Source organism: Acinetobacter lwoffii (genome assembly GCF_029024105.1).
In the GTDB taxonomy this organism is placed as follows: Bacteria; Pseudomonadota; Gammaproteobacteria; order Pseudomonadales; family Moraxellaceae; genus Acinetobacter; species Acinetobacter lwoffii.
The window spans coordinates 421,587-441,265 of sequence record NZ_CP118963.1 but is presented as its reverse complement, the minus strand read 5'-3'; the positions used below and the strand labels follow the sequence as shown (position 1 = coordinate 441,265).

Genomic DNA, 19,679 nt, shown 5'->3' with positions numbered 1-19,679 from the left:
CATTTCCGCACATGGACATTGTGAAATGAGCAAACAATTTTCCGTGATTGGTAACCCGATTGAACAATCACGTTCTCCAGAATTGCATCACGCCTTTGCTGCTAAAACTGGTGTCGACCTGAGTTACACCAAGCGTCTGGCGCCACTGGATGGCTTCGTAGCCAACATTCAGGAATTCTTTAGCAATGGCGGTAGTGGTATGAATGTCACCGTACCCTTTAAAGAACAGGCTTTTGCCCACTGTCAGGTGCTGAGTGAACGGGCCAAAATTGCCAAAGCCGTGAATACGCTATGGATGGAAAATGGTGTGCTGCATGGCGACAATACCGATGGTCAGGGACTGGTTGAAGCAATTCGAGCACTAGATTGGCCACTGGAAAATACAGATATTTTAATTATTGGTGCAGGCGGTGCCACGCGTGGTGTAATCTATCCCCTAGCCCAGGCAGGTGCGAAAAAAATCGTGATCGCCAATCGTACCTTGGCACGGGCGGAACAACTGGTCGCTGATCTTCAGAATGCCGTACCGCAAGTCGAATTACAGGCGATTTCACTAGACACTTTAGCCGGTGAATTTGATTTGATGATTAATGCCACTTCTGCCAGTCTCAGCGGTGATGCCCTGGTTTTACCGGAAACGCTACAGTTTAAACGGGCCTATGAAATGGCCTATGGCAAATCTTCTTCCTTTCTGGATCAAGCCAAGGCACGCGGTGTACCGACATCTGAAGGTTTTGGCATGCTGGTCGGTCAAGCAATTGAATCTTTTTACATCTGGAATGGTATCAAACCGGATTTAAAAGAGTTTCTTTAAAACCCCTATCTCTCTAATGAGTTCAGTTCGGGTTGCAACTGCAACCCTTTACTTCCCTCCTACTACTTTTTATAAGCTGAAAAACCATGGATTGGTTTTAATGACATTTTAAAATGAGTTATTTTGCCACCTGAATCCGAGCACAATTCATACAAAAATATACTGGACAAATCACCTTTTAACTCATTAAATTCCATTGATATAACAAGTTTTTAATCTTCCTGTAATGTAAACACCTAATGATGAAATTCGATGATTTCATTCATTAGCCTTAAAAATCGATTCGCTTTTCTGACATTTTTATTCACTGAATTCATCAATGTTTTTTTATCCCGAATGTGAATAATCAAAGAATCGATACAGATAATCCAAAACTAATTTCAATCAGGATTAAACGCATGCCAGCATATAAAGCCCCTTTACACGACATTCGCTTCCTTATGAATGAAGTGCTTGACTACCCTGCGCACTACCAGAATTTGTCGAATGGTGAATATGCCGATGCCGACACGGTAGATATGATCTTAGAAGGCGCTGCAGATTTCTGTGAAAATGTACTGTCGCCGTTGAATCAAAGCGGTGATGAAGAAGGCTGTCATTTTGAAAATGGCGAAGTAAAAACACCGAAAGGCTTTAAAGAAGCTTACGACCAGTTCGTACAAGGTGGCTGGCAAGGTCTGTCTTATCCTGAAGAATTTGGTGGCCAAAACCTGCCAATGTCTTTAAACCTGATCAAATCGGAAATGATGGGGACTGCAAACTGGTCATTCCAGATGTATCCGGGTTTAAGTGTGGGTTGTATCAACACTATCATGCAATATGGTACCGATGAGCAGAAAAACACGTATCTGCCTCACTTAGTTGCAGGAACTTGGGCGGGCACCATGTGTCTGACTGAGCCGCAATGTGGTACTGACTTGGGTCAAGTTAAGACCAAAGCAGAGCCGAAAGAAGATGGCAGCTATGCCATTTCAGGCACCAAAATCTTTATTTCCGCAGGTGAGCACGACCTGACTGAAAATATCGTACATATCGTACTGGCACGCCTTCCAGATGCGCCGCAAGGTACCAAAGGGATTTCTTTGTTTATCGTACCGAAATTTATTGCTGCTGCAGATGGCGGGATCGGCGAGCGTAATCCAGTGAACTGCGGTTCGATTGAACACAAAATGGGGATTCGCGCTTCAGCAACGGCTGTACTGAATTTTGACAATGCGACTGGCTACCTGATTGGCGAACCGAATAAAGGCTTGCACGCTATGTTCACCTTTATGAACACGGCGCGTATTGGTACTGCGATTCAGGGTATTTGTCATGCTGAATTGTCATTCCAGGGTGCTTTACCGTATGCCAAAGAGCGTATGTCAATGCGCGCCCTGTCTGGCAAAAAAGATCCGGAAAAAGTAGCGGATGCGATCATTCACCATGCTGATGTCCGCCGTATGCTATTGACGCAAAAAGCCATTGCTGAAGGTGGCCGTGCCATGATTTATCATGCAGCAAAAATTGCCGACAACATGAATGATGCTTTGCTGCGTGGCGATACTACAGCATTTGAACAGCATGATGACCATCTTGGGTTCTATACTCCAATCCTGAAAGGCTTCCTGACCGAAATGGGTTATGAGGCATCAAATCACGGTATGCAAGTCTTCGGTGGACATGGCTATATCAAAGAATGGGGCATGGAACAGATCGTACGTGACTCACGTATCTCTACCCTGTATGAAGGCACAACAGGTGTTCAGGCACTGGATCTGATTGGCCGTAAAGTGCTGTTGACATCAAAAGGTAAAGTTATTCGTGATTACACTGCTGAAATCCTGAAATTCTGCGGTCAGCATGCACGTAATAAATATATGCGCCGCTTTGCCTGGGATTTAACCAAGCTCTGTGCACAGTGGAATGCACTAACTGTGCGTATCATGCTGGCTGCACGTAAGGACCGCGACATCGTTTCTTCTGCATCAGTCGATTTCCTGATGTTCTCCGGTTATGTGATGATGGCGTACTTCTGGGCACAACAAGCCGCAGTCGCTTCAGCCAAACTGGCATCTGGCGAAGGTGCTGAAGTACCAGAGTTCTATAAAGCGAAAATCAAAACCGCTGATTTTTATTTCGAACGTATCCTGCCACGCACCCAAGGTCATGCTGAAGCAATGGTGAATCCATCTAAAACCATGACGGCACTCGCGCCAGAACACTTTAGCTTCGATTACTAAGCTGTAAACTGACTTGAAAAGAGCGCTTCGGCGCTCTTTTTATTGACACAGATGCTCTTGTTTAACTTTAAAAACCCTTTTGGATAGAAAATATACAAATTTAATTTTATATTTTTCAACATCCTAATAAATTAGCCAAATAAAACGCTTGTATATCTCAAAATAAGCGGTATGATAATCCCAACTAGAAAAATTCTTGTTTTGGTTAGTCTTCTTTTAAGTATCGCAGTTTTAGTCATAAACCTTCGTATTACAGATCAAAAAGCTCCATCCTTTTTATTTTTCAAAGTTACAGTTAGTCATCTGAAATTTTGGCTATAAATTCATACGATTCAATAGGTTATATTATGTCTAATACAGTTAACGGTACAGTAAAATGGTTCAACGAAACTAAAGGTTTCGGTTTCATTCAACAAGAATCAGGTCCAGACGTTTTTGCTCACTTCAGCGAAATCACTGGTTCAGGTTTCAAAACTTTAGTTGAAGGCCAAAAGGTTTCTTTCAGCGTAGCTCAAGGTCAAAAAGGCCCTACAGCTGTAAATATCGTTGCTCTATAATTTAGAAGCAAGATATTGAAAAAAAGCACTCTAAGAGTGCTTTTTTTGTGCCTGAGATTTTTAAAGTTTGCTGTTTTCTTTTCAAAGATTACATCGAAGATCTGAAAACAGATAACCTCTAGGCTATAAAAAATTCCTGACCTAGGGAAATCTGCACAATAAAAAAACCCTCATATAGATTTACGAGAGTTTTTCCAAAAATGAGCAGCGAATTAAAATCAATTAAAGAAATTCTTCTAATACCGAATTTAAAAAGATATGCCCTTGCTCGGTACATGAAAGCCGGTCTTGATCATCGACCATTAATTTTCTGTCACGTAAAGAGCTGAGTAACTCATGTAAAGTATCCAGATTCAAACCGGTACGTTCGGCATAGAGTTTGGCTTCCACGCCCTGATTTAAACGTAACGCATTCATCATAAATTCAAAAGGCAAGTCGGCATCTTCAATGCGCTTAAACTGCACATGTTCGGCAGGTATTTTGGCTAAGTAGTCCTTAGGTAAACGAGTTTTCTGGAACCGATACACGCCATCCGGTTGAGTGACTTTGCCATGTGCTCCGGCACCAATTGCCAGATAATCACCAAACTGCCAGTAATTCAGATTATGCGCTGAAGGCAATTCTTTACGCCAAGCCGAAACTTCATAGTTGATAAAACCCTGAGCTTTTAAGTAGAGCTCACCCTGCTCCTGAATATCTTCCAATATTTCATCGACAGGCAACATCGGTTGAGTCCGGAAAAATACCGTATTTGGTTCAATCGTCAGCTGATACCAGGAAATATGCGTAGCGCCCTGTTCTACCGCCAGTTTTAAATCATGTAAAGCCTGATCCAAGGTCTGTTCAGGCAAACCATGCATCAAGTCAACATTAATCCGCTGAAAACCGGCTTCACGTGCCAGCCCAATCGCAGAAATCGCATCTTCATTGCTGTGAATCCGTCCCAAACGCTTGAGATGAGCGGTATTAAAACTCTGCACCCCAATCGACAGACGGTTAATTCCGGCCTGCAAATAACCGGCAAACGGATCATGTTCGACCGTACCGGGATTGGCTTCCAGCGTAATCTCACAGCCTTCGGCAAAGGGAATAACGGCTTTGAGCTGATCAAATAACCATTGATAGCCTGGGGCAGAAATCAGTGACGGCGTCCCCCCACCAATAAAGACACTGTGAATCTGCCGGCCTTGGGCAAAATCGACCTGAGTTTTAAAGTCTTCCACCAGTGCTCGTAAATATTCCTGTTCCAATTCCAGTGATAGCTGACCATCCGGAACCGCATGCGAATTGAAGTCACAATAAGGACATTTGCGCACACACCAAGGCATATGAATATATAAGGACAAAGGGACAGCAGCAGGATTCAATTCAGCCAAAGAACTACTCAAAAACGATTACAAGATATAGCGGAATTTTAACATGACTCGGCGGCAACACTGCTAAAATTAAATTTGATCGTGTGATATACCTAAAAATTTAAATAGAATTAGTCAGTTAAAATTATGAAAATATCTTCTCAACTTATTATTTTACTTCCTTTAGTTTTTGCAATCGGTGTTTTATTGACACTCCAGACCGCAATTAACACACAACTAAAAGAATATTTATATTCTCCTATTCAAGCTGCATTTTTTTCCTTTTTGATTGGTACAATAGTGCTCGCCGTAATCGTACTTTTTCAGTCCAATCCCAAACCCGGTTTACAGGAACTGATGAGTGTTCCCTGGTATTTATGGCTCGGGGGAATCGTGGGTGTATATGCGATTAGTATGAGCATTTATGCAGCGCCCAAACTTGGCTTTCTGGTTCTTAGCAGTCTCATTATTTTTGGTCAGATGATGATGTCGATGCTGGTCGATCATCTGGGATTATTGGGTAATGAAAAAATGCCGATTAATTGGCAACGTCTTTTAGGCGGCGTGGTAATTTTTATTGGTGTGCTTCTCACTTTACAACGCTAAACCTTCTATTTAAGCACATGATCACGATGAGTAATTTTTGTGTCGAATGTTTCACCAGTCACAACCTTTGGTTTTGAATTAAAAAAACTTTTTCATCTGATGCTGCCTATTCTGGTGACCCAATTTTCTCAGGCTGGTCTGGGCCTGATTGATACCATTATGGCCGGTCACCTGTCTGCTACCGATCTTGCCGCGATTGCCGTCGGAGTAGGACTCTGGATTCCGGTGATGCTGCTGTTTAGTGGCATTATGATTGCCACGACGCCTTTGGTTGCCGAAGCTAACGGCGCACGCACACCTGAAAAAATTGCCACCATTGCACGTCAATCACTTTGGGTCGCCTTGATCCTTGGAGTAATTGCCGGCCTGATTTTGCAACTCCTGCCCGCCACTTTGCCACTCTTGGGTGTACCGGAAAGCTTACAGCCTAAAGCCAGTTTATTTCTGCATGCCATTGGTTTTGGTATGCCTGCGGTAACCATGTATGCAGCCTTACGCGGCTACTCAGAAGCGATTGGAAATCCGCGTCCGGTTACCGTCATTAGTTTATTGGCCCTGGTTTTGCTGGTTCCGCTGAACTATATCTTTATGTATGGTATTGGCCCTGTTCCGGCCCTAGGCAGTGCAGGCTGTGGGTTTGCCACAGCGATTTTGCAGTGGTTAATGCTCATGACTCTGGCATTGTATATCTTTAAAAACAGAGCCTATCAACGTACCCAGCCTTTTACTCACTGGGAAAAAATCAACCCGGAATGGGTGAAGCGTATTCTGCAACTGGGTTTTCCGATTGGATTGGCGATCTTCTTTGAGGTCAGTATTTTCAGTACAGCGGCAATTGTGCTGAGTCCTTTGGGAGAGACCATTGTCGCTGCCCATCAGATTGCTATTTCTGTCACTTCACAACTGTTCATGATTCCCATGTCACTGGCAATTGCCCTGACCATTCGGGTCGGCACCTACTATGGTGAACAGAACTGGCAAGCCATGCGTAAAGTACAATATCTCGGCCTGATTACTGCCACTATTCTGGCGATCCTGACCATGATTCTGCTTTGGGTTTTCCGCAATGAAATCGTGGCACTCTACACCTCAGATATGATCGTGACCCAAATTGCGGTCTATCTGATTCTGTTTGCCATTGCCTATCAACTGATGGATGCCTGGCAGATCAGTGCAGCAGGTTGTCTGCGCGGCATGCAGGATACCAAGGGGCCGATGTGGATTACCATGCTGGCTTACTGGGTCATCGCCTTCCCGGTCGGGGTATATCTGTCCCGCTTTACAGAGATGGGTGCAGCTGGTGTTTGGGTTGGCCTGATTGTAGGTCTAAGTGTTGCCTGTGTTTTATTGCTGGCACGACTCTATGGCAATAACAGACGTTTAAGCTTAAAGGTGTAAAAACTTAGTGACTTTCAAGCAATCTTAAATATTGAGTAGGTGGCATGGATGTCACCGTTGAGCTGTAATACAGGGAAGTATCATCAGATCAACGAAACGGTTTTTTACTTTTGCCATGACAAAAGTAAGAACTGCCTACGCGACAGCATAAAAATAAAAAGATGAGGCTATGACACTTATAATTCTTATTTTAATGTAGAAATTAAGAATCAGCTTCTAAAGCATCCTTCAATCTTTCTGGAAGTTTCGATTCATCCGCCACATCTTTAATCACTACCTGCCCCACAATCACATCCGTACCATTAAAAGTCATGGTGGGTGAACCATATAACTCATAACCTTCATTTAAGGCACGGGTCACCCGCGCACAAAAATGTACATCATCCTTACCGGTAAAATATCGATAGACTTTCATTGAATTTTCTTCATTACTACACTCTGTTTATTCTAAGCTTTTAGCCATAAAACAACATTCAGAATTAATACTCAGCCTTATCTAAAACGATGATGGATTCCGGCATATTTTTTAGTTTAGCCAAGGAGATAAAGATAAATCTTTTATCAAATCAAAGATGATGCATTAAACATGGAGAAGCTGAAGGAAATCACAACACAACCTCTACAATTAAATCTAGGCAATTGAAACTTTGTCACCTATGATCAAATACATCCATTCATAGTTGGTTTCAAGGAATCTCGCATGGCAAAAACGGCTAGCACACCCGGTCGTCGCTTTATGAAACTTGCCGGAATGACCGCAAGTATTGCAGGTAAAACCCTCTCCAATTCCATTAAAAATTTAACTGCCGATGACGAGCAGAAAAATACTGCGCGCAGTAAATTATTTCAGGATATTGGTGTGCAGATTGCGGATACCTTGGGGGAAATGAAAGGCGCAGTCATGAAAGTTGGCCAGATTGCCTCGCAATATAAAGATGTTTTCCCGCCCGAAGTCGCCAAAGCCATTGCTAAGTTACAGCGTCAGGCGCCACCGATGCCGTTTAAAGAAATTAAGGCACAAGTGGAAAAAGAATTGGGTAAACCTCTGCAGCAGCTTTTCCAGCAGTTTGATGAGCAGCCATTTGCCGCGGCCTCGATTGGTCAGGTGCATAAAGCCAGCCTGCCGGATGGCCAGCAAGTTGTGGTCAAGGTGCAATATCCTGGTGTGGATGAAGCCTGCGAAAGCGACCTGAAACAGGTGCGTCTGGCACTGCGTATGATGGGCGTATTAAAGATTGATCGTAAACTTCAAGATCAATTATTTAAAGAAATTCAGCACAGTCTGGACAATGAGCTGAACTATGAAATCGAAGCGCAGAATCTGGAAATCGCTCGTGCCTTCCATGAATCTCTGGACAATAAAATTGTGATTCCGAAAGTGTTTCATGAGTACTCATCCCGGCATATTTTGACCTTAAGCCAGGAACTTGGTGAAAGTATCGAAACTGCCAGCACCTGGCCACTCGAAACCCGAAATGCTTTGGGACGTCGTCTGTTTCGTGCCATTGGCCAGGAAATTTTTTATCTGAAACGCTTTCACTGTGATCCACATCCGGGCAACTTTGCTTTCCGTGAAGATGGCTCTGTGATTGTTTATGATTATGGTGGCGTTAAAACACTGTCGACTGAAGTGATTGGACATTTCAGAGAACTGATCCATGCTGCACGCGAGAAGAATATTCCCGTGATCGAGCAACAGCTGGATGCGCTGCATTCCTTGACTGAAACTGGAAAATTCCCGAAAGAATTATATGAACAATGGCTGGAAGTACTCATGCGTCCTCTGGTCACTCACTATGATTTCGCCGAAAACTCAGCGCATCATGATGGGATGGAGCTACTGAAACCTTCGTTGAAATATTGGGATGTATTTAAGCCCTCTCCTGATACCTTGATGGTGAACCGGACAATTTCAGGACAATACTGGAACCTGATTCATCTCAAAGTACATGATGATTTAAGTGATGTATTTGAAGAACTGGTACCGAGTCGAAGCTAAGTTGAGACGATAGGCTTACACGCTGTAACCCTAGATTACTTGAAATATCAAATGTTACATTATAACATTTAATCAAGAATCATGAGGAAGTTAGATATGCGTTCAGATATCCATCCCGAGTATCGTGAAGTGTTATTCCATGATACCAATGCCGATGCCTATTTCGTGATTGGCAGCACAATGAACTCGAATCAAACCAAAGAATATCAAGGTAAAACTTATCCTTACGTGACATTAGATATTTCGAGTGCATCACATCCTTTCTATACAGGTGAGCAGCGTCAGACCAGCAATGAAGGACGTGTGGCAAGCTTTAACAAACGTTTTGGCCGCTTTAAACGTGGTTAAAATCGAAAACCTTCGATTATCTTAAGATTTAAATCGTGGTTTATGTCAGGAAATGACCTCCAATTTCCTGACTTTTTTATGCGCTGATTTTAACTCTGTGCCAACAGGAGTGAAGTTAAATAAAAGCCCAGCGCCAGAACAATAATGCCGACAATTAAGCTGGATAATGCATATAACAGCGCTAGGCCCATAGCACCTTGCTTGAATAACAAAAAGCTTTCCAGACCGAAACTGGAAAATGTGGTAAAGCCACCGAGAATCCCCACCATTAAAAACAGACGAGCTTCTTGTTGGAGTGCTGGATATTTTTGGCTACAGGCAAAAAAAATCCCGGCACATAAACAGCCTAAAATATTGATCCACCAGGTGGGCCAGGGAAATTGCATTTGTGGTTTAAACAGCCAAAGTCCTGCTGCATAACGCAGACTGGCACCGATTGCCCCACCCATTGCCACCCAAAGCCAGCCCATATTTTTTCCTGTTCTATTTATTGATCAAGTTTATTTTATCCAAAGTTTCGTATTGAGCATGGATAAATTTCACTGTTATCTTGAACTGAAAATCAATGAAATACCATGGAACTTCGCAAGAAAATTGCTATATTTATCGCATCGAATTTTCATGAATGACACAGGAAAAACAGCATGGCGCAGGATTTATTGGCCCAGTTGGCGGCAGGCGAAGCAAAATTTGCAGATGTGATTGCTTATATCGAATCCCGTTATACGCATACACCGACTGCATTTAAAAATGGCCAGCAGAATAATGCGGCTACAGAAAATCAGGGCAGCGCCAAAGTCTTTTCTTTTGCACAATTGAATGGTCTGGATCAGGCACAAACGTTAAGCCTGTTTGCTGAACATTATACTTGTGTACTGGCGACGCCAGAGGCGACTGATCATCAGAATATCCGCCAGTTTATGCTCAATGGCTGGGATGGAATTGCCTTTGAAGGTCAGGCTTTAACTGCGAAGTAAGTCCTAAGCAGATAAAAAAACCGCTCAAAGGAGCGGTTTTTTATACAACTTAGAAGCGTGCATGAAGTCTGTTTTAGCTCTTACCGACTTTTTCAATCCACTTAATAGAACTGACGCGGAAAACCTCACAAGCACCATCACCCGTATCGGTCGGAGTTAAAGACGATGTCCAGACCAGATCTTTATCACGCACTTCAACCAGTTCCCCTTGCATACGCACCAGATCACCACGTTTCACTTTTTTAATTGCCTTGGCAATTTCAGGATTGGCAGGAATGATGTGCATATTGGACACCATCTGCTTGGCTTGTTCTACCGGCACTGGCACCCGATCCATTTTCCAGTTCAGATAACGATCAAATTGATTGACCGTGATATGTCGGGCAATTTCAGGTTCAGCAAACAGCCCCCAGCTGACGGCATAATCAATTGGAGAGAATTTGGCTTGCGGGTCAGAACTATAAACCTTGGAACCCAGAATACGAAAATCACCTTTAAAAGGCTGTAAGACCGAAATTGACTGGCCTTTAACGACGGGAGGCAAACCTTTGGCAATATTGTGGTCGACCGAGCTATAGCCCGAAATAGGCAGCAACAGGCTGGCCAGCAAAGCATAATTTTTAAAGTATTTGAACATAATTTTTAATCTAATCCTAATCAAGTTGATCAAACGTTTTAAGGATATCTTCCTTGATCTTACGGATTTTTTAATGAATAAACAGTTGAACTTGGTAACAAACTGCACGTATTTAGTCAGCTCGAGATATGCCCGTCATTTTATTTTTCAGTTAAGCTAGAACGTATTTCCATCATATTAAAATAACTCAAATGCTGTATAAACTTTATCAACAACATATCTTTCCGCATCTGCTGAATCAGGTGATGCAAACACCATCCCTGATGGACTTGCGTCGTGAACTACTTTTGGACATTTCCGGGGAAGTGCTGGAAATTGGTTTTGGTACCGGCCTGAATCTGCCTTTTTATCAATCGGTTGATAAGGTCTATGCACTAGAACCAAATCCGGCGATCTTCAAACTGGCAGAAGCGCGAATTCAACAGGCAGGGTTTCAGGTCGAGCATATTCAGGCCAGCGCAGAAACTTTGCCTTTTGCTGAAAATAATTTGGAAAATATTGTGTCTACCTGGACGCTTTGTAGTATTGCAGAGCTGGAACAGAGCATGCAGGAAATTTACCGTGTGCTACAACCGGGTGGGACTTTACATGTGGTCGAACATGTTCTGAATCGACAAAATTTAAATATTCAGCGTCTGCAACATTTACTCACTCCCATTCAAAAGAAAGTCGCAGATGGCTGTCATCTGAATCGGGATATTGAAACCGCCTTACTGGAAACCGGTTTTGAAATAGAAACCTTGAATTACATTGATGCCGAAGGTATTCCGAAGATTGGCCAACGCATGTTGTTAGCACGGGTTCGTAAACCATAGAGCGAATTCACTACTATTTTGTATTTAGTGCTGCTGGACGTGGGTTACTCGCAACAACTGACAATGAGCACGATATTCAGAGCCTGTCCCAACCCGGAACTCTTGTCCAGTCGTACCTGAATGAACTGTTACCAGATCACCAGTGAGCGTGATTTTCTGTCCCGATTTTAGCCGGCGAATCTGATCGGCAATTTTTTCAGTGGCAGCAATCAGACTAAAATGCTGCACATGCGTATTGACGAAGTCATGCTCCGCTTTGCTAATTTGTCCTTCAATCTGATAGCAGCGCTTTGCTTCATCAAACTCCAGTTTTGCCTGCATGGCGGGCAGCGGTTGAGTCAGCAACAGCACATCAATATTACTCAGATAGGCCAGATCATTAAAATGCCCCACCACAGGGCTGGCCTGATGCAGCACCCGACGATCAGGTTTCACAAAGCGGTGATCATGCATAATATAAGTCGCTGAAATGCGCTTGACTGGTTTTACCTGAAAGTTTTTGAGTACGCCTTTTTCTTGCAGATGCGGAATGGCACGAAAAAACTCATTCCAGACCCAGAGTCCAAGCATAAACAGCAGCGCAGTGATTAGTAATTTTTGCATAATTTTTATTCTTCACTGGATTTTGGTCAATCCTGAAAATCAATCCGAATGGTTTCAAAACGTACCCGCCCTTCCTGAACCGCTCGGGCAATGGCTTGCTGGCCTTTGGTCAGGCGTGCTCCGCCACTTTTAATGTCAATCAAAACCACTTCAATATCTTCAGCGTCGCCTTCGCCATCACGAAAATCGGTATAGCCATCAAAGACCACATAATCGACTGGATCGCCCAGAAACTTGGCATCACTCGGCAAATATTGAAATTCTGGCATGATCGGTGCGAGCTGTTCCGCCATTTTGCCTTTGAGAACTGCACGGCTGGTGTTCACGCTGCGTTTTTGCGCGGCAATGAGGGACTGCTGATGCTCCAGTTCCAGTTCGGCAATATACTGCTCATATTCGGCCTTGATCCGTCCATTACGCGTCTGACTTAAAATAATAGTGGTCAATACCACCCCGATACATGCGCCAATCAGCATGGCCATCCATATGGACATTCAATCTTCCTAATTTGCCTGATTTTTATAGCATCGCATTCGACTGAAGTTGAGGACTTCGGCCATTTGCATACTTAAAAAGAATGATATGCTAGGCCGGAACAGAATAAAATCACCTTGAGTCATGAAAACAATTTTAGTTGCGAATCAGAAAGGCGGTTGTGGTAAAACCATGACAGCTATTAGTTTGGCGTCAGCACTCGCACAAAAGGGTTATAAGGTGGCATTGGCCGATGCCGACAACCAGAAATCAACATTGCAATGGCTTAAGCATCGTCCGGCACAGGCAGCACAGATCCAAAGTCTGGACTGGCGCAATAGCAAATCTATTGGTGATGCGCCGAAGCAGATCGAATACCTGATTATTGATGCACCGGGTGCCTTGACCGACGATCATGCCGAACAGCTGATCAGTGAAGCACATGCGATTATCATCCCGATCCAGCCTTCTTTTTTTGATATCGATTCGACCCGCCGTTTTCTCAAACATTTGCAGGACATTAAACGCATCCGTAAGGGCAAGGTTGAAATTTTACTTTTGGCCAACCGAACCAAACCGAATGCCGCCAGCAATCAAGACATACAGCAGTTTTTTGACAAGATCGACCAGCAGCCAGTGGCCTGGATTTCGGAACGTGCCCCTTATAGCCGACTGGCTATGGAAGGCCTGTCAGTCTTTGATAAACCTCAGAAAATCTACCGGGAACTGCAGACTCAATGGCAACCGGTACTAAATGCCATTATTGATGATCCGAGTCAGTGGTTTTGAGTCAATCGTCTGAATCGTGGTATAGCTTTGGGAAAATAATCTTGCTACTTGGCTAGCTATCATTTTCGATCGCTTTTTTTTCAGTTAATATGCCTGAACACGACCTAAAAAATGAGTCATTAAATTCAGTGCAACAGTACGCGCCTACATTACAAAAAGTCTTATTATTTGGATTGTTCTTTATCCTGATTTTTTTGAGTTTTCATATACTCAAGTATTTCATCATTCCTGTAGTTTGGGCTGCCATTATTGCCTATATGACTTGGCCCTTGTATCAGTCGGTGTTACGCCTGTGCGGTAATCGACCGACATTGAGCGCAACCGTAATGATCTTGGCCGTGATTCTGGTCTTTGGTCTGCCGTTTATTTTCGCCATTTTCATGCTGCAGCACGAAGGTCGTAACCTGTATTTTGAATTGCAGCGGCAGGTTTTTTCCGGTCACCTGAATGTCCCTGATTTTATTCGTGGGCTTCCAATTGTCGGCAAGGAAATTACCCGAACCTTAAATGAAATCAATACGGATCCGCAAAGTATTGCACTGTCGGTATCGACCTGGATTCAAGGTCATCTGAATTACGGCAAAGTGGTGTTGAATGAAGTCAGCAAAAATATCTTTAAATTATGTTTTGCGGTGCTTTCGCTGTTTTTCTTTTACCGTGATGGTCAGACCATTTTAAATCAAGTGCGTAAAGCCTTTGAAATGGTGGTTGGTCCACGTGTACATCATTATTTTTCTACCATCTCTGCAACTACACGTGCCGTGGTCTATGGGGTTGGTTTGACTGCGATTGCACAGTCCTTATTGGCAGGCTTGAGCTATTTTGTCGCAGGTGTGCCGAATCCGATGGTTTTAACCATTGTGACCTTTATTTTTGCCTTGATTCCCTTTGGCCCACCCCTCGCCTATAGTGCGGTGGCGCTATGGCTGTTTTCACAAGGACAAACCATTGAAGCCATTGGGGTCATGGTCTGGGGTGTCTGTATTGTCAGCACCGCCGACAACGTCATTCGTCCATTGGTGATTTCTGGCGCAACCCAGATTCCTTTCCTGCTGATCATGTTTGGAGTCTTGGGTGGTATTGCCAGTTTTGGTCTGGTCGGGGTATTTATTGGCCCGGTGATTCTGGCTGTATTGCTTGCAATCTGGCGTGAATGGTTACATGAAAGTAATCTGAATGAACCTTTAATGATGCCTAAAGCCACCATGGCACATGAGATTGATCCAGAAACCAAGGACACACCGCCCGAAGCCCCTTAAAGCATAAATAGAATCGACTTAAACAAAACAAAACATTTAAGTACTGATTCTATATAGAGCTTCTGATTTTGCTCTGTTTAAATGAACCCACAAAACAGAATAAAGATCAGGATGCCAAAATCATGTCTTCATTGTTTAAAATTACGACACTTTGCGCGTTAAGCGCCGCACTTTTTACTGGTTGCGCCTCAACCTCTCCATCAAATGAAGTGGTCAGAGCAGTGACTGTGAATACTGTAACTGCTCAAGGTGTGGGCCAAGAGATTGGGACCGTCTTACTCAGTGACAGCCCAGCCGGTCTGGTCATTCGTACCAACCTGAAACAACTTCCTTCGGGTGAGCGCGGTTTCCATATTCATGAAAATGGTTCATGCGCGCCTGCCATGAAAGACGGCAAGATGGGCGCAGCACTGGCTGCAGGTAGCCATTACAATCCAAATCAGGCACCGCATCACGGTACGCCAGCAACCGGTCACTTAGGTGATTTACCCGCATTGAAAGTCAATACAGATGGAACTGCACGTGTCACCCTGCTTGCACCACGCCTGAAACTGGCTGATATTCAGGGTCGTGCGATTATGGTCCATGCCGGTGGCGACAATTATTCCGACAACCCATTACCATTGGGTGGCGGCGGTGAACGTATTGCCTGTGGTGTGATCTAAATACCCTCATGCCAATGACTGAATAGAAAAAACGGGCACTATGCTCGTTTTTTTATGGATTTTTCTTTTATTTTGGCGTCTAAATTGCATTCAGAACTTTGCATTTTTACTTCCCGGATCCTGTCCTTGTGAATGCTGCCCAACCTGCGACTGTTACTCTTGTTAAAATTATAAAACCTGTCCTGCTGCCCTTTCAGTCCAGTGCGCTGATGACTTATTGCCTGCAGATCCTGCTGGTGTTTTTAGGTACCACTTTCGGTCTGAAATTTCTGGGTTATGACTTCTTGATCGTTCCAGTAACTTTAGGGGCAATTGCCACGGCACTGACTGATTTTGATGACCGGCTAAGCCTGCGTTTGCGCAACCTGTTACTGGTCATCATTCTGTTTTTTAGTGTCAGCAGCATTCTGGAATTTCTTGCTCCACATAAATTCTGGTTTGCACTGTGGCTATCCCTGTCGAGTGCGCTGTTTATTCTAATGGGTGCCTTAGGCCAACGTTATGCCATGATTTCATTTGGCACCATTTTACTGTCAATCTATACCATGTTCGGCCTGGGCGAATATCAGCACTGGTATGAACAGCCGCTTTATTTTGTCATTGGGGCGCTATGGTACGGCCTGACGTCTATTCTATTTTTTCTGCTGCGTCCTACTTTGCAGGTTCAGGAAAATCTCGCACAAAGCTTGCAGCACATGTCGGATTTACTGCTGAGTAAAGCCAAACTGTTTGATCCAGACCAGCATCCAAATGTTGAAACCCTGCTCTATGAGTTGTCACTTAAAAATACTTTAGTCATTCAGAGTTTTAACCGTAGCAAAGATTCGCTATTGACCCGACTCAAAGCTTCGCGTGCCAATCGTAATACCATTTACTGGCTGAATCTGTATTTTTTGATGCAGGATATTCATGAACAGGCCACCGCGAATTATCTGCATTATGAACAGATCGAACAGCATTTTAGCCGCACTGACCTGATTTTCCGGATTCAGAAAAATATCCGTCTGCAAGCCCTTGCCTGTCAGCATTTGGCAGAATGTGTACTGCGCAATGAGAAATTTTATCTGTCTACAGATGATGAACTGGCATTAAAACATTTACAGGAGTCGATGCAGGACTGGATTGCTCAACACCCACAAAATATTGAAGTTAAAAATTTACAGCTTATTCTGGCCAATCTGCTCAGTGTACATGAGCAGTTACAACACCTGCATGATCAACAGGCGCTGTATAAGCCACGCTATCAGCAGCATTTTGATGACCTGAGTCTGTTTGATGATGATATTCGCGATAGCACAGATCTCTGGCTGAAACTCAAACCGCACTTAAGTCCACAATCGGCACTCTTTCGGCATGCGGTGCGGATTGCGATTGTGTTTTTAGTTGGCTATGCCATTTCATTATTACCTTTTGCGAAAAATGGCTACTGGATTTTACTGACCAGCCTGTTTGTCTGTCAGATCAGTTATTTTGCCACCAAAAGCCGGCTCAAATTGCGGACTCTGGGAACATTATTGGGGGTCATGCTAGGTGTTCCCATTCTGTATTTTGTGCCAAGTGTCGAAGGTCAGTTACTCCTGACAGTAATTTTTGGTGTCGGTTTCTTCTATCTACGTTCCAAAAAATATGCCATGGCCACCCTCATGGCGACCTTGATGGTACTCCTGATTTTTAACCTGAAAGGTGCCGGTTATGCGATCATTTTGCCACGTATTATTGATACCCTGTTGGGCTGTCTGATTGCCTGGATGGCAGTAAGCTGGATCTGGCCTGACTGGAATTTTCGCAATATTTCCAGCAATATTAAAAAATCATCGCTTGCTACACTGGACTATTTTGCTGCAGTGGTCGAGCAATATCAAAACGGTAAAGATAACAGTATTGCTTACAGGACTGCACGGCGTCTGGCCCACAATGCACAGATTGATTTATCCAGCATGATTTCAAGCCTGAGTACCGAACCGAATCCAGATCCGCAACTAGTCAAAAGTGCCTTTCGCTATCTGGTTTATAGCCATAGCCAGCTCAGCTATATTGCAGCATTGGGGAGTCACCGTGAGCAGGTTACTGATGCACAAATTCTGGTTTTAATGCGCTGGTGTCAGCAAACCTTAACTGGGGTATTGCTGCAACAACAGTCTTTAGCTACCTACGACATCGATCATAAACTGGCAGAAATTCAACGCTTAAGTACCCAGGAAAACCAGTCAGCACATCTGCTTTTGGTGCTGAAACAGATCAGTTTATTGCTGGAAACCTTAGCGGAATTACTAAAATTACGTCATGAATTACTAGGTGCCGAGATTAAATAACCAACTGCCTTACTTGGTTATAACTTATTAAAAATATTGAATATATTTTTATTATTAAGATTCAATATTCAGGTGATATTCGGTACACTCAAAACCAATTCGGTTAAATCAATATGTATTATGAACATCAAAACTTTGCGTCTGGTCGGTTTGCTTGAAGGGATTTCATTCCTGCTGCTGTTATTTATCGCGATGCCAGTGAAATATATGATGGATAATCCGATTCTGGTCAAATATGTCGGTATGGGTCATGGGGTACTGTTTGTGCTGTTTCTGGTGGTGTTATTCGCAGTATGTGAAAAACAGAAATGGTCTCTCAGCATGTTTGTGATGGGTTTAATCGCTTCGATTCTGCCTTTCGGTCCATTCCTGTTTGATATGAAATTGAAGAAGCTGGAACAGCCCGCTGAAGCTTAATTGTAGAATCCTAATATAATTAGATCAGTCAAAAGAAAATTTTCTCTCCCTTTGGGAGAGAGTTAGAGAGAGGGAACTTATTAAATACTTAACCTCACCCTAGCCCTCTCCTAAAAGGAGAGGGAAATTCAATACTGAACATATGATTTCAATAATTTATAAGTTCCCTCGATAAGGAATCAAAACTCCCCACGCTCCTGTCTTTCCAGCATTAACTGTTTGAGCTGCATGCGCGGCAAAGTAAACCAGAGTGCAATCAGAATCAAAGAGGCAGCACAGTAGGCCCAGATATCGTAGGCTTCATACGCCATCCTTACTGCTTCAATCACCACAAAAAAGCTGAGCATCAGGATAATAGAAACCGTCGCAGCCACCGTGCCTTTGGACACTTCAGAAGACATTAATGCAAAACGATACAGCACCGAAAAACTCACACCCTCACCCAGACTGATACAAGTGGTGCCGATAATCAGACAATGAATAAAATATTCTGGAATCAATAAGCCCATCATCAATAAACCGGTACCCAGCAACATCAGTGGCAGACCCAATAATACGGTTTTGCCCAGCGGTATTTTATCGATAATTTTTAGCAGAATCAGATTACCTGCAATCAGGCCGCCCAAGACCGGAAACTGCGCCAGACCATATTGCACGCTACTGAATCCAAATTGCTCGACCAGAATCACGGGTGACAGGGCAATCCATAACATCAAGGGCAGACTCACCAAAGGCAAGGCTACAGTCATAATCACAAAGCGCTTATTTTTTACAACCTGTTTAAAGTCATCCAGAATATAGCTGACCGGCTGTCTGGGAATACTGACGTTCAGATTTGGCATTTTGGCTTTTAGGCCGAACCAGCTCAGAAATGACAGAAATGCAATGCCGATAAAACCCCAATGCCAAGAGATATGATCAATCATAAAGGCACCCAGCACTGGTCCTAGCAAGGGTGCCAGCAAAGACACATTGGCCATCAGTGCCATGACTTTGATGGCATCACGTTCTTCAAAGCTTTCCTGAATGGCGGCATAACCTACGGCGGTAATGAAGGACAGGCCAAAGCCCTGTAAAAAGCGCAGGAATAGGAAACTTTCGATATTGGGTGTTAATAAAATAGCCAGACAGCTAATCGTGAAAAATGCTACACCGCCAAGCAATACCGTTTTACGCCCGAGACGATCGGACAATGGCCCCAGGATCGCTGCGACAAATGCCCCGCCCAACAGGAAAAAGGACATGGAGGATGGTGCCCATGAACTACTCACGCCAAAATCACGGGTAATCGCCAGCATGGCGGGTTGAATCAGGTCATTACAGATATAGACTGAGAATTCAAACAGGACCAGTGCCAGCGGGAACATGAGTGTGGCACGGGTCAGTTTTTGGGTTTGGATGTTTTGCATGGGAGTTTTTATTGTCAGTCTG

At 43.7% G+C, this 19,679-nt stretch carries 21 protein-coding genes; 14 read left to right on the top strand and 7 right to left on the bottom strand.

From position 1 onward, the window contains the following. Positions 1 to 25: 25 nt before the first annotated feature. From aroE to PYW33_RS01910, 3 genes are all read left to right on the top strand, one after another. The gene (aroE, locus tag PYW33_RS01920) at positions 26 to 814 is read left to right on the top strand and encodes a shikimate dehydrogenase (protein ID WP_004645024.1); all 789 of its coding nucleotides are present in this window, start codon (positions 26 to 28) and stop codon (positions 812 to 814) included. Positions 815 to 1,212: 398 nt separating this feature from the next. Continuing rightward, complete coding sequence (locus PYW33_RS01915) at positions 1,213 to 3,036, top strand: acyl-CoA dehydrogenase C-terminal domain-containing protein (protein WP_004645022.1); 1,824 nt, start codon at positions 1,213 to 1,215, stop codon at positions 3,034 to 3,036. Positions 3,037 to 3,383: 347 nt separating this feature from the next. After that, a complete protein-coding gene (locus PYW33_RS01910) occupies positions 3,384 to 3,593 on the top strand; it encodes a cold-shock protein (protein ID WP_004281542.1) in 210 nt (69 codons plus the stop codon). Between the two features lie 222 nt (positions 3,594 to 3,815). On the opposite strand, the gene hemW is transcribed toward PYW33_RS01910, so the two are convergent. Then, complete coding sequence (hemW, locus tag PYW33_RS01905) at positions 3,816 to 4,970, bottom strand: radical SAM family heme chaperone HemW (protein WP_004645021.1); 1,155 nt, start codon at positions 4,968 to 4,970, stop codon at positions 3,816 to 3,818. 126 nt (positions 4,971 to 5,096) lie between these two features. Here hemW and PYW33_RS01900 point away from each other — a divergent pair, with 126 nt between their 5' ends. Further along, positions 5,097 to 5,555 carry a DMT family transporter gene (locus tag PYW33_RS01900; protein WP_004645020.1) on the top strand — a complete coding sequence of 153 codons (459 nt, stop codon included), beginning with the start codon at positions 5,097 to 5,099 and terminating at the stop codon, positions 5,553 to 5,555. Between the two features lie 39 nt (positions 5,556 to 5,594). Beyond that, positions 5,595 to 6,953, top strand: a complete 1,359-nt coding sequence (locus PYW33_RS01895) for an MATE family efflux transporter (RefSeq protein WP_004645019.1) — start codon at positions 5,595 to 5,597, stop codon at positions 6,951 to 6,953. A gap of 202 nt (positions 6,954 to 7,155) precedes the next feature. Here the strand turns inward: PYW33_RS01895 and PYW33_RS01890 are convergent, their stop codons facing one another. Next, complete coding sequence (locus PYW33_RS01890) at positions 7,156 to 7,368, bottom strand: DUF1737 domain-containing protein (RefSeq protein WP_004645018.1); 213 nt, start codon at positions 7,366 to 7,368, stop codon at positions 7,156 to 7,158. 285 nt (positions 7,369 to 7,653) lie between these two features. On the opposite strand from PYW33_RS01890, the gene PYW33_RS01885 reads away from it, so the two are divergent. Together PYW33_RS01885 and PYW33_RS01880 are read left to right on the top strand one after the other, a co-directional pair. Then, complete coding sequence (locus tag PYW33_RS01885) at positions 7,654 to 8,952, top strand: ABC1 kinase family protein (RefSeq protein WP_004645017.1); 1,299 nt, start codon at positions 7,654 to 7,656, stop codon at positions 8,950 to 8,952. A gap of 96 nt (positions 8,953 to 9,048) precedes the next feature. Continuing rightward, entirely contained in the window at positions 9,049 to 9,300 is a 252-nt protein-coding gene (locus PYW33_RS01880; RefSeq protein WP_004645016.1) for a type B 50S ribosomal protein L31, read from the top strand. Between the two features lie 89 nt (positions 9,301 to 9,389). Here the strand turns inward: PYW33_RS01880 and crcB are convergent, their stop codons facing one another. Beyond that, positions 9,390 to 9,770, bottom strand: a complete 381-nt coding sequence (gene crcB / locus PYW33_RS01875; RefSeq protein ID WP_004645015.1) for a fluoride efflux transporter CrcB — start codon at positions 9,768 to 9,770, stop codon at positions 9,390 to 9,392. A gap of 174 nt (positions 9,771 to 9,944) precedes the next feature. On the opposite strand from crcB, the gene PYW33_RS01870 reads away from it, so the two are divergent. Next, positions 9,945 to 10,277, top strand: a complete 333-nt coding sequence (locus PYW33_RS01870; protein WP_004645014.1) for a HopJ type III effector protein — start codon at positions 9,945 to 9,947, stop codon at positions 10,275 to 10,277. Between the two features lie 73 nt (positions 10,278 to 10,350). Here the strand turns inward: PYW33_RS01870 and PYW33_RS01865 are convergent, their stop codons facing one another. Then, complete coding sequence (locus PYW33_RS01865; RefSeq protein WP_004645013.1) at positions 10,351 to 10,914, bottom strand: hypothetical protein; 564 nt, start codon at positions 10,912 to 10,914, stop codon at positions 10,351 to 10,353. Positions 10,915 to 11,105: 191 nt separating this feature from the next. Here PYW33_RS01865 and PYW33_RS01860 point away from each other — a divergent pair, with 191 nt between their 5' ends. Beyond that, complete coding sequence (locus PYW33_RS01860) at positions 11,106 to 11,729, top strand: class I SAM-dependent methyltransferase (RefSeq protein ID WP_004645011.1); 624 nt, start codon at positions 11,106 to 11,108, stop codon at positions 11,727 to 11,729. Between the two features lie 24 nt (positions 11,730 to 11,753). Here the strand turns inward: PYW33_RS01860 and PYW33_RS01855 are convergent, their stop codons facing one another. Then, positions 11,754 to 12,332 (bottom strand): hypothetical protein, encoded by a 579-nt coding sequence (locus PYW33_RS01855; protein WP_004645010.1) that lies wholly within the window; start codon positions 12,330 to 12,332, stop codon positions 11,754 to 11,756. A gap of 26 nt (positions 12,333 to 12,358) precedes the next feature. Further along, positions 12,359 to 12,826 carry a Holliday junction resolvase-like protein gene (locus tag PYW33_RS01850; protein ID WP_004645008.1) on the bottom strand — a complete coding sequence of 156 codons (468 nt, stop codon included), beginning with the start codon at positions 12,824 to 12,826 and terminating at the stop codon, positions 12,359 to 12,361. A gap of 124 nt (positions 12,827 to 12,950) precedes the next feature. Between PYW33_RS01850 and PYW33_RS01845 the strand changes: the two genes are divergently transcribed. From PYW33_RS01845 to PYW33_RS01825, 5 genes are all read left to right on the top strand, one after another. Beyond that, on the top strand, positions 12,951 to 13,595 hold the full coding sequence (locus PYW33_RS01845; protein ID WP_004645007.1) for a ParA family protein: 645 nt from the start codon (positions 12,951 to 12,953) through the stop codon (positions 13,593 to 13,595). A 128-nt stretch (positions 13,596 to 13,723) separates the two neighbouring features. Continuing rightward, complete coding sequence (locus PYW33_RS01840) at positions 13,724 to 14,854, top strand: AI-2E family transporter (RefSeq protein ID WP_370940769.1); 1,131 nt, start codon at positions 13,724 to 13,726, stop codon at positions 14,852 to 14,854. 122 nt (positions 14,855 to 14,976) lie between these two features. After that, on the top strand, positions 14,977 to 15,519 hold the full coding sequence (gene sodC, locus PYW33_RS01835; protein WP_004645005.1) for a superoxide dismutase family protein: 543 nt from the start codon (positions 14,977 to 14,979) through the stop codon (positions 15,517 to 15,519). Positions 15,520 to 15,647: 128 nt separating this feature from the next. Beyond that, positions 15,648 to 17,831: a YccS family putative transporter gene (yccS, locus tag PYW33_RS01830; protein WP_004645003.1), complete on the top strand. Its 2,184-nt coding sequence runs from the start codon at positions 15,648 to 15,650 to the stop codon at positions 17,829 to 17,831. Between the two features lie 120 nt (positions 17,832 to 17,951). After that, complete coding sequence (locus tag PYW33_RS01825) at positions 17,952 to 18,248, top strand: DUF3817 domain-containing protein (RefSeq protein ID WP_004645001.1); 297 nt, start codon at positions 17,952 to 17,954, stop codon at positions 18,246 to 18,248. Between the two features lie 179 nt (positions 18,249 to 18,427). Here PYW33_RS01825 and craA read toward each other — a convergent pair whose 3' ends face one another. Further along, positions 18,428 to 19,657, bottom strand: coding sequence for a chloramphenicol efflux MFS transporter CraA (gene craA, locus PYW33_RS01820; protein ID WP_004645000.1), 1,230 nt, complete (start codon positions 19,655 to 19,657; stop codon positions 18,428 to 18,430). Between the last annotated feature and the right edge of the window lie 22 nt (positions 19,658 to 19,679).